Here is a 9,222-nt window from a genome sequence, read left to right as displayed (position 1 = left end):
AATCATTCCAAAGAACCCCCCGGTCCGTAAGGATCGGGGGGTTCTTTGCGTTTCCAGGGGCATTCTCCGGCGGCATTCGCGGTGGGTGGCTGCGGTTCGCCGGGGGGATCTCCCGGCCGGGCGGGACGGAGTGCCGCTCCGGGGTGGTGCTAGGTCCACCCCGGAATCGGGGTGCGACAGCCAGTGCCCCGCCCCTTGCCACCCGGCGACACTGGGTGGACGACGACCGGTACCGGCCCCAGGAGCACCCGTGACAGCAGCGAACCGAACGAGCGGCGCGGGCGTACGCGCTCAGACGGAGGCGGCCTTCCTGGCGGGCGGCCGCGGTCTGGTGCGGCTGGCGCTGGTGGCGCTGGGGGCGGTACCCACCGTCGCCCTGCCGATCCTGGCGGCGTGTTTCGCCGGTGCTGCGGTGAACTCGATGCTGGACCCCTATGAGCTGGGCACCGTGTTCACCCTGCTCGCGGCGGCCCTCGCGGGCGCGGCCACCGCCGGCCTGCTGGTGCGCCGGGTCGCGAACCGGACGCGCGGTCAACTCGCCCGCTGGTACGGGATCCGGCTGCCGGTCGAGTACGACCCCCGGCCGGCGCTGGAGCGGGACGAGCGCGGCCACTGGTGGACGGGGTACTCGTACCACCGCTCCCACGGCGTCGCGAAGCTCGCCCACCTGCTGCACTGGGCCGCCCGGGACCGGGCCACCCGGTCGGAGATCGCCTGGTTGGTGATCAGCCCGGCGGCCGCGGCCGCACTCGCCCTGCCGGTGGCCGGTCTGCTGGTGGGCGGGGCGGGCTACGCGGCGACCGCTCCGGTGGAATACCGGGAGTACGGGCCGATCGATCCGGCCGGCGCCTCCCCGCTGGTCTCGGTCGTCCTGGGGCTGCTGCTGATGGCGCTCGGCGTCGTGCTGGCGCCCTACGCGGTGCGGGGCTACGTGGAACTGGCCAGGCGGGTGCTGGACCAGGACGGCCGCGCCTCGCACGCCCAGCTGACCAAGCGGGTCGCCCAGCTGACGGAGACCCGGGCGGACGCGGCCGGCAACCAGGCGGCGGAACTGCGCCGGATCGAGCGGGACCTGCACGACGGCGCCCAGGCACGGCTGGTCGCGATCGGGATGACCCTCGGCACGATCGAACACCTGCTGGAGACCGACCCGGTGGCCGCCCGCGAACTCCTCTCCGAGGCCCGGCAGTCCTCGGCCCGGGCGCTCCAGGAGCTGCGCGACCTCGTGCGCGGCATCCACCCGCCGGTCCTCGCCGAGCGCGGACTGGGCGACGCGGTGCAGTTGCTGGCGCTGGACAGCGCCCTGCCGACCGAGGTGTGCGTGAGCCTCCCGGACCGGCTGCCGGCGCCGGTCGAGGCCGCCGTCTACTTCAGCATCTGCGAGCTGCTGGCCAACGCGGCCAAGCACTCGGGCGCGGAGCAGGTCTGGGTGGACATCCTCTACCGGGCCGGCAACCTGCGGGTCACGGTGACGGACGACGGCGTCGGTGTGGCGGATCCCAGCCGGGGCACCGGCCTGCGCGGGATCGAGCGGCGATTGGGTACCTTCGACGGTGTCCTGGCCATCGACAGCACGTCGGGCGGTCCGACCACCATCACCTTGGAGCTGCCGTGCGAGTTGTCCTCGCCGAGGACCTCTACCTCCTTCGCGAAGGCCTGATCCGGCTGCTGGAAGCGCACGGCTTCACCATCGCGGCGGCGGTCGAGACCGGCCCCGAACTGCTGGACGCGCTGCTGACGCACCGGCCGGACGTCGCCGTGGTCGACGTCCGGCTGCCGCCGACGCTGACCGACGAGGGCCTGCAGGCCGCGCTCCAGGCGCGCCGGGAGATCCCTGGCCTGCCGGTGCTGGTGGTCTCGCAGCACGTGCAGCAGCTGTACGCGCGGGAGCTGCTGGCGGACGGCACCGGTGGTGTCGGCTACCTGCTGAAGGACCGGGTCTTCAACGCGGACCAGTTCATCGACGCGGTCCGCCGGGTGGCGGCCGGCGGCACCGCGATGGACCCGGACGTGATCGCCAAGCTGGTACAGCGCACCTCCCGCCGGCCGGGCGCGCTCCACCACCTCTCACCGCGCGAGCGGGAGGTGCTGGAGCTGATGGCGGAGGGCTGCTCCAACTCGGCGATCGCGGCCCGGCTGGTGGTGAGCGACGGCGCGGTGGCGAAGCACATCGCCAACATCTTCACCAAGCTCGGTCTGGCCCCCGCCGACGACGCCAACCGCCGGGTCCAGGCCGTCCTCGCCTATCTCAACGGGACGGCGGGGCGACCGGCCTGACGCCCCGCCCGGCCGGTCGGCACCCGATCGGCACGCGGCCGACACCCGGTCGACACGGGGCCCGCGCCCGGTGTCCGCCGGGGCCGGTTCCACCCCGGGCTGCGAGGAAGCTGAAACAGCTGTACGAGTAAACTCCGGTGGGCCGAGCCCGGCGGCTGCTCGGTCGTCCGGCGCCCCGACCACCGGGAACCGGCGCCGAGGCAGCGCACGGCCGCAGCCGACACCCAGGGGTTGATAGACGTTATGGCACGCCCTCCGCTCACCAAGGCTCACCGCAGCCTGCTCGGGCTGGTCGCCGCCGGGGCCTGCCTGATCTCGGGCATCGGCTTCGCGGGTTCGTACAACGCGGTGCGGGAGCTGGCGTCCGAGAAGGGCTTCGGCGCCTTCTCCTACGCCTTCCCGATCGGTGTCGACGCCGGCATCGTCGTGCTGCTCGCGCTGGACCTCGTCCTGACCTGGCTCCGCATACCCTTCCCGCTGCTGCGGCAGACCGCCTGGCTGCTGACCGTCGCCACCATCGCGTTCAACGCGGCCGCCTCCTGGGGCGACCCGCTCGGGATGGGCATGCACGCCGTCATCCCGGTGCTGTTCGTGGTCGTCGTCGAGGCCTCCCGGCACGCGGTCGGCCGGATCGCCGCCATCACGGCCGACCGGCACATGGAGTCGGTCCGGCTGATGCGCTGGCTGCTCTCCCCGGTGCCGACCTTCCGGCTCTGGCGGCGGATGAAGCTCTGGGAGTTGCGCTCCTACGACGAGGTCGTCCGGCTGGAGCAGAACCGGCTGGTCTACCGGGCGCAGCTGCGCTTCCGGTACGGGCGCGGCTGGCGCCGCTCGGCGCCGATCCAGGCGCTGCTGCCGTTGAAGCTGGCCAAGTACGGGGTGCCACTGGACCCGGCGCTGCTGGACCGGCTGGACGAGGAGTCCCGAACGGCCACCGAGCTCCGGGAGAGCCGGACGCCGGCCGCCGCCATCCCGGTGGCCGCTGCCGCCGGCACCCAGCCGCAGGCGCAGCCGCTCGCGCAGGCGCAGCCCGCGAACGCCCGGCCGGAGAACACTCGGCCGGAGGGCCTTCAGGTGGAGCAGGTCCGGTCCGAGGCGGCGGTGCCCGCCGTGACGCCGGTGCCCGCCGTGGCGGCGGTGCCCGCGGAGGTGGCCGCGCCGATGCTGGCCAAGCTGGCCGCGGTGCGGCTGCGGGCCTCGCAGGAGCCGGCCGCCGAGGAGGAGCAGGCACCGCCGCAGCCCCGGGAGGAGCTGAACGTCTGGACCGAGCGCCCGGTGCGGACCACCGGGCCGCAGGGCGACGGCTCCCCGGGCGGCCGGGTGCCGGGCCAGGCCTCGCCGTGGTTCAAGCCGCCGCGGGCGTCCGCCGCCCAGTCCGAGCCGCAGCCGGTGGCGCGCCCGGCCGCCCAGGCCGTCGCGCAGTCCGAGGTCCACACGGGTCCGGACGGCGCCGGCTACGCGGACCTCCCGGTGGAGCCCGGCTACGCGCAGGACGCCGCGTACGTCCGCGAGGCCGACTACCCGCAGGAGGAGGGCTTCGCCCCGGAGCCGGACGCGGCCGAGGGCTCCGGCCGCCCGTACGACTCCGCCTCCCGCCCGGCGCCGTCGCGGCTCGACCCCGAGCTCTGCTACACGGCGCTGGTCAGCTACATCGACACCTTCGAGAAGGAGCCCAGCCCGCAGCGCCTCGCGGACTGGCTGACCAAGGAGTACGGCGTGACCGGCACCCGGCCGGACGGCTCGGTGCACCACAAGGACGTCGCCGAGCTCTTCCCCGAGCTGCGCGACCGCTACGCCGCCGCCGGGAGGGACTGACCGGCCGACCCGCCCAGGAGCCGGAGCTGCCGCCCGCCCGTCCGCCGCTCGGTCGGCCATTGACGCCCGACTCCGGCGGGGCTACCTTCGCCTCAACAAACTGTTGAAGCGCTGGTTCGGCACGGAGGAGTACGGATGTCGCAGGTCGAGGTGGACGGTACCGGTCCCGCGGGCGGAGCCTCGTTCTCCGGAGCGGCGCGTGCCGCGGTGGAGGCGCTGCTCGCCCCGGTCGACGCCGACCTGGCCCGCCGCTACCCGGGCGACTCCGGCAGCCGGCAGCCGGTCCACACCGTCTACGTCCCGGCCGACGCCTTCGGTGCCGACACCGTCCGCGACTGGGGCCGACAGGCGCTGGAGGCGTTCGACACGCACGCCGGTACCCCGGCGGCCCTGGCCGGCGCGCTCGGCGTGGCCGACGACGCGCTGCTCGCCGACGTGCACGCCCGGGTCCGCGCCAAGCTGGAGCGGGAGCCGGTCGAGGACCTGCGGATCGACTTCGAGGACGGCTACGGCCCTCGGCCCGACGCCGAGGAGGACGCGGCCGCCGTCCGGACCGCCGAGCTGATCGCGGCCGCCGTGGCGGACGGCAGCGCCCCGCCGTACATCGGCCTCCGGATCAAGTGCATGGAGGCGGCCGTCCGCGACCGCGGCATCCGCACCCTGGAGCTGTTCCTGACCACCCTGCTGGCCTCCGGCGGCCTACCCGAGGGGCTGGTGCTCACGCTGCCCAAGGTGACCTACGCCGAGCAGGTCACCGCGCTGGTCCGGCTGCTGGCGGACTTCGAGCGCTCGGCGCGGCTGCCGGCCGGCCGGATCGGCTTCGAGATCCAGATCGAGACCACCCAGGCGATCCTCGGCCCCGACGGCCGGGCCACCGTCGCCCGGATGATCGAGGCCGCCGAGGGGCGGGCCACCGGTCTGCACTACGGGACCTTCGACTACAGCGCCGCCTGCGGGGTCGGCGCCGCCTACCAGAGCATGGACCACCCGGCCGCCGACCACGCCAAGGCGGTGATGCAGGTGGCTGCCGCGGGTACCGGAGTCCGGCTCTCCGACGGGTCGACCAACGTCATCCCGACCGGGTCCACCGAGCAGGTGCACGCCGCCTGGAAGCTCCACCACGACCTGGTCCGCCGCTCGTTGGCCCGTGCCTACTACCAGGGCTGGGACATGCACCCGGCGCACCTGCCGACCCGTTACGTCGCGGTGTACTCCTTCTACCGCGAGGGCCTGGCAGCCGCCGCCGCCCGGCTGGCGGCGTACGTCGCCAAGACCGGCGGCGACGTGATGGACGAGCCGGCGACCGCCCGGGCGCTCAGCGGTTACCTGCTGCGCGGGCTGGACTGCGGGGCGGTCGACCTCGCCGAGGTCCTCTCGCTCACCGGTCTGGACCGCGCCCGGCTGGACGCGCTGGCCGGCCGCTGAGCCCTCCCGGCCCCGCCCCGAGTCGTCCCTGCTCCGACCCGCCGCCGCCCCGAGTCGTCCCTGCTCGGACCCGGCGCTCTCCGGCTCGGACGGGTGACCGGACGGGCAGGGCCTAGGCTGGCGGTGGCGCCCCGGAACCACGTGGGGCCGCCGCCAGCCTTCGCCGTCTTCCGGGAGAGCCGCCGCACCATGTCCGCCACGCCGGAGCCGACCCCGAGGCAGTACCTGACCATCCGGCACGCGGGCAGCCACGAGATCGAGATCAAGAAGTCCCGCTTCATCTGCCACCTCGCCCGGGTCACCGACGAGGACGAAGCGCAGGCGTTCATCGCGGGCATCCGCAAGCAGTACTGGGACGCGCGGCACAACTGCACCGCCTTCGTGGTCGGCGACGAGCAGCGGCGCGAGCGCTCCAGCGACGACGGGGAGCCCGGCGGTACGGCCGGGGTGCCGATGCTGGAGGTGCTGCGCCGGCGCGGGCTGACCGACACCGCGGCCGTGGTGACCAGGTACTTCGGCGGGATCAAGCTCGGGGCGGGCGGCCTGGTCCGGGCCTACGGGAGCGCGGTGTCGGAGGCGGTGGACGCGGTCGGGCTGCTGGAGCGGCGGCCGGTGGCGCTGCTCGCGGTCGCGGCGGACCACACCCGGGCCGGGCGGGTCGAGAACGACCTGCGGGCGGCCGGCTACACGGTGAGCGACCTCGCGTACGAGGCTGCCGGGGTGCGGATCGAGGTCGGAGTGCCGGAGCCGGAGGTGGCCGAATTCCGCACCTGGCTGGCCGAGGCGACCGGCGGTACCGCGGTGGCGGTGGCGGCGGGTCGGACGTATGTCGAGGTGCCGGTCTGAGCGGGTTCCCCGCGGCGCGGGGGTGACGCTCGGGCCGGGGTTCGCGGAGCGACCGGGCCGGGGGCCGGACAGACTTTCGGCCAGATCGGGTCCGGCCGGGTTCCCGTCCTCCCGCACCCTGCCTAGCCTGGGCGGATCGCCGACCAGGAGGCCGAGCCGAGATGTCCCTCGTCCAGACCATCACCCTGCCCCCGGGCGCCAGTACCGGCTGGCACTACCACCCGGGCCGGGTCGACGTGGTGGTGCTGTCGGGGACGCAGACCCGGACCCTGCACGACGGCCGGGTCGAGGTCAGCCGGGCGGGCGAGTCGCTGGTCGAGGAGGCGGGGCCGGTCCACGTCCACGTAGGCCGCAACCACGGGACCGTCCCCGTGGTGCTGATCGCCGATTACGACGCCCCGGAGGGCTGCCCGCTGGCGGTGCCGGTCGCCGAACCGGAGTGGAGCCGCAGCGGCGCGGGCCGCGCGGAGGGCTGAGACCGGCGGCAGCAGAAGCCGGTCCGGTCCGGCGGTCGGCTTGAGCAGATTCACTCGAACGTATTGACGTGGCCCGGAGTTGGAACTTCCGCTCCGGGCTGTGGCGTTTCCTGGGCAAGGATCCGGCAAGAACCGGACGAACACACCCCCATCGATGGAGGACGACAGACCCCACCACCGCACCACGGAGGTATGCGCATGACCTCAGACCGTTCCTCGTCGCCCGCCCGCGCCGGTCTGCCCGGCCCCAGGGGCCTCGCGACGCCCTATCGGATGACCGTCACCACCGCGCTCCCGCACGCCGACGCCGTGGCCCTGGCGGACCAGCGCCTCGCCGCCTGGCTGAAACACGAAGGCTGTGAGGAGCCCCCGCCGGCCGCCCACCGGTCCGTCGCCGCCGAGGCCGCCGAAGTCCCCGCCGAACGCCTGCGCCTGGGCGACCGGGTCCTGCTCGACCGCGACGGCGGCCCCCTGCGGGGCGGCCCGGGGGCCGGGCGCTACGACCGCCGCCGGCTGCGCACCCCGGCCCCGCACGGCACCCACCAACTCACGCTGACCACGGCGACCGGCTCCGACGGCCGCACCTGGGTCCGGCTGGAGGCCGAGACGCACACCACCGGCACCGGGGTACGGACGCCGTGCCGGGTGCCGGTGCCCGAACTCGCCTGCGGTCTGCTGCCGCTGCTGGACGCCACCGACGGCCCGGCCGCCGTCCAGTCGGCGCCGAGGGTGCTGACCGCCGCCGAGGTCGACGGCCTGATCGACGCACTCTGCGATCCGGAGCGCCGGCTGCCCGTCGTGGTGGCGAGCGTCCCGGTCAACCACGACCTCGACAGCTGGGTGGAGGACGTCGTCCGCCCGCTCTGCCGCCAACTCCCCGGCCTCGCCACCGCCTACGTCCTGGATCCGGGCGCCCGTACCGAGTTCAACGTCGCACTGGAGTACCACACCGTCTACGGCGGGGCGGTGCGCACCTATCAGCCCGAGGTCGATCCGGCCTCCCGGTCGGACGGTGCGCGGCATCCGGTGCTGGCCCGCCACCGGATCGAGGAGGACCTGCGCCGGGCGGCCGGGCTGCTGGCCCGCGAACCGCGCCGGCTCGCCGCCGAGCTGCCGCTGCCGGCACCGCTGGCCGCCGTCCCGGTGCTGCGGGTGCCCGCGACCGCGGCCCGTCCGGGCACCGGCCCGGAGGATGCCACCGCCCGGGCCGAGCGGGCGGCGCTCGCCCACGAGGAGCAGCAGGACCACGCCGAGCAGCAGGCGAGGGCCGACGAGCTGGAGCGGGTGCGGCACAGCCTGCGCCGGGAGCGCCGCCGGGGCCGCCGGGTGCCGTCGGCGGCCGACGAGCCGCCGGGCGGGTCGGTCACCGGGCCGCGCCGGGGCGTCCAGTCCCGCGGGCCGGCCGGTCGGCTCTGCGCCGGCCCGGGTTCGGCGGGGCGCCGCCCGGCCGCGCCCGGCGCGGGCAGCAGACCGGGCTCACCGGGCGCTCCCGGGTTCCGGGCGGTGCCGGACAGCTTCACCGAACTGATGGCCCGGTTGGACGAGTTCCCGCTGCTCACCTTCACCGGGGACCAGAAGAGCGCGCTCGCCCTGGACGACCTGCGGTGCGCCGGGGCCGGCTGGGCCCGGCTCACCTGGGGCGGCCTGACGTCCCTGCAGGAGTACGCCGAGGCGGCGGTGCGCGGCGAGGCGGGCGGCGACTTCAAGCAGTGGTGCGAGCACACCCCGGCCGGCCGTCACCGCTTCCCGCCCCGCAAGGCGGTGCGCGGGGAGTCGCGGACGGTCTTCAGCCACACCAAGTGGAAGCGCGAGCGGATACTTCCGGTACCGGAGTGCGTGGACGCCTCCCGGCGGGCGTTCATGGGCGCGCACCTGCGGATCGGCGGTGGGCGGACGGCCCCGCGGCTGCACTACCTCGACGACTGTTCGGGCAGTGGCCGGATCTATGTCGGCTACATCGGCCTGCACCTGACCAACACCCGGACCAACTGAGAGGCTTGGCTGACCGGTGCGCCCGTTCGGTGGACAATGTCCGGCAGGGGCGGCCCGTAGGCTCGCCGGCCGCCCCGGGCAGGCGCCGGACGAGCATGGGGGAACCGCGACCGATGCAGCACTCAGCAGACGGCCAGCCCGACGGCGCCGTGATGGCCCCCCAACCCGGCTTCCTGGCCTCGGTCTTCCGTGACCTCGGCGTCAGCGGCCCGGACGGTCCGGCCGGATCCGACGGATCGTCCGGGCCTGACGGGCCTGATGGTCCGTACGGGCCCGACGGGCCGCCCGGTCGGCCGGGCCCGGCCGACCGGGCGGCCGACGGGCATTGGGGCCGGACCGGCCCCGACGGCGCGGACGAGGCGGTCGCCGTGCCCACCCGGGCCGCCGCGCG

At 75.2% G+C, this 9,222-nt stretch carries 7 protein-coding genes and 1 pseudogene; all 8 read left to right on the top strand.

Features of this window, described 5'->3' with window-relative positions; genetic code table 11:
- Positions 1-250 precede the first annotated feature (250 nt).
- Positions 251-1,660 (top strand): histidine kinase, encoded by a 1,410-nt coding sequence (locus ABZ495_RS36410; protein WP_359840253.1) that lies wholly within the window; start codon positions 251-253, stop codon positions 1,658-1,660.
- Entirely contained in the window at positions 1,612-2,277 is a 666-nt protein-coding gene (locus ABZ495_RS36405; RefSeq protein ID WP_329487739.1) for a response regulator transcription factor, read from the top strand. The genes ABZ495_RS36410 and ABZ495_RS36405 overlap by 49 nt, the downstream gene beginning before the upstream one ends.
- Before the next feature lie 243 nt (positions 2,278-2,520).
- Entirely contained in the window at positions 2,521-4,092 is a 1,572-nt protein-coding gene (locus tag ABZ495_RS36400) for a DUF2637 domain-containing protein (RefSeq protein WP_359840251.1), read from the top strand.
- A 135-nt stretch (positions 4,093-4,227) separates the two neighbouring features.
- Positions 4,228-5,517 carry an aldolase gene (locus ABZ495_RS36395; RefSeq protein WP_359840250.1) on the top strand — a complete coding sequence of 430 codons (1,290 nt, stop codon included), beginning with the start codon at positions 4,228-4,230 and terminating at the stop codon, positions 5,515-5,517.
- A 189-nt stretch (positions 5,518-5,706) separates the two neighbouring features.
- The gene (locus ABZ495_RS36390) at positions 5,707-6,363 is read left to right on the top strand and encodes a YigZ family protein (protein WP_329487736.1); all 657 of its coding nucleotides are present in this window, start codon (positions 5,707-5,709) and stop codon (positions 6,361-6,363) included.
- Positions 6,364-6,524: 161 nt separating this feature from the next.
- On the top strand, positions 6,525-6,839 hold the full coding sequence (locus tag ABZ495_RS36385) for a cupin domain-containing protein (RefSeq protein ID WP_359840249.1): 315 nt from the start codon (positions 6,525-6,527) through the stop codon (positions 6,837-6,839).
- 198 nt (positions 6,840-7,037) lie between these two features.
- Positions 7,038-8,831 (top strand): hypothetical protein, encoded by a 1,794-nt coding sequence (locus ABZ495_RS36380; RefSeq protein ID WP_359840248.1) that lies wholly within the window; start codon positions 7,038-7,040, stop codon positions 8,829-8,831.
- 113 nt (positions 8,832-8,944) lie between these two features.
- Positions 8,945-9,222 (top strand): annotated as a pseudogene (locus ABZ495_RS36375) (hypothetical protein); the annotation flags it as partial.

It is taken from the genome of Kitasatospora sp. NPDC005748, assembly GCF_040630735.1.
Classification (GTDB): Bacteria; Actinomycetota; Actinomycetes; order Streptomycetales; family Streptomycetaceae; genus Kitasatospora.
This window is presented reverse-complemented; position numbering and strand designations above follow the sequence as displayed.

Bases quoted from the DNA above. Each gene is read 5' to 3' on its own strand.
- ABZ495_RS36395 (WP_359840250.1), top strand. From the start codon at position 4,228: ATGTCGCAGGTCGAGGTGGACGGTACCGGTCCCGCGGGCGGAGCCTCG.
- ABZ495_RS36390 (WP_329487736.1), top strand. From the start codon at position 5,707: ATGTCCGCCACGCCGGAGCCGACCCCGAGGCAGTACCTGACCATCCGG.
- ABZ495_RS36385 (WP_359840249.1), top strand. From the start codon at position 6,525: ATGTCCCTCGTCCAGACCATCACCCTGCCCCCGGGCGCCAGTACCGGC.
- ABZ495_RS36380 (WP_359840248.1), top strand. From the start codon at position 7,038: ATGACCTCAGACCGTTCCTCGTCGCCCGCCCGCGCCGGTCTGCCCGGC.
- ABZ495_RS36400 (WP_359840251.1), top strand. From the start codon at position 2,521: ATGGCACGCCCTCCGCTCACCAAGGCTCACCGCAGCCTGCTCGGGCTG.